Origin of the sequence: Pseudomonas sp. NBRC 100443 (genome assembly GCF_030268185.1) — a bacterium.
Lineage (GTDB): Bacteria > Pseudomonadota > Gammaproteobacteria > Pseudomonadales > Pseudomonadaceae > Pseudomonas > Pseudomonas citronellolis.
Window position 1 is genome coordinate 1 of the sequence record NZ_BSQE01000053.1, and the last position, 1069, is coordinate 1069.

The following is a 1069-nucleotide window of genomic DNA, read 5'->3' on the forward strand; positions in this document are numbered from 1 at the left end:
AACTGCTGTACCTGCTGGACTCCACCACGATCACCCTCAAGGGCCCTGGCTTCGACGAATGGACGCTGTCCAATCGAACCCGCTCCCAGGGGCTGAAAGTCCATGTGCTGTATGCCGAGCAGGCGGCGGCGCCGGTGCATTGCAGCTTCAGCGCAGCCAACGTCAACGACATCGACGAAGGCCGGACGCTGGGTATCGAGCCACAGGCCACCTACGTATTCGACAAGAGCTATTACGACTTCAACTGGTGGGCGAGCCTGGATGCCCAGAAGGCCCGCTTCGTCCCACGATTCAAGTCCAATGTGCGGCTCAAGGTCCTGGCCTTGCGCGAAGTCCCCCAGCAAGACCGGGAAACGATCCTGCGAGACGAAGAGGTGAGCTTCTCCAACCGCAACCCAGGTGGCCGACGGCGTAATCACTACACCCAGCCCCTGCGGCGAATCCTGGTGAACCGCCCAGGCGATGAGCCGCCTCTGAGCCTGGCGACCAACGACCTGAGCAGCCCGGCGGCAGAAATCGCCGAGCGCTATCGGGATCGCTGGCGGATCGAGCTGTTTTTCAAATGGATCAAGCAACACCTGAAGGTCAGGCGTTTCCTGGGCCGTAGCGAGAATGCCGTGCGCCTCCAGATTCTCTGTGCGCTGATCAGCTACTTGCTGCTGAACCTTTACCAACGCAGGACGGGAACGCGGCAAAGCCTGTGGATGCTGATGGTGGAGGTACAGGCGACGCTGTTTCAGCGTCCTGGCCTGGAAGCCGAACGTTACCGACGACGGCAGGAGCGAATACGCGAGATCAACCTGCGTCAGGGGCAACTGTTAATAGCATGAGGCGTGCCGGACAGTAGTGCGCAAACGCGGGAACCCAGTGACTGCGGGGTTCGCGAGCAAGCTCGCTCCTACGAAAAGCAAAAGCAAAAGCGCGTTTGCTCTGGCTTTTGGTCTTCCAGAGAAACATCCGCGCACTCCGAAACGCCCCTTCAGAAGGCCGAGCGAAACCGGCGCTCAGGAGGTCATGCGACATGGATGTCGCGAGAGCCCCGATGGGCTACAGGGACGTACCCTCGGGG

1 protein-coding gene is annotated in these 1069 nt (G+C 60.8%); it reads left to right on the forward strand.

What is annotated here, in order from left to right; all coding sequences use genetic code 11:
• Positions 1 to 830: IS4 family transposase (locus QSJ95_RS32460; protein ID WP_285647869.1), on the forward strand; the 830-nt coding region annotated here is incomplete at its 5' end.
• Positions 831 to 1069: the final 239 nt, after the last annotated feature.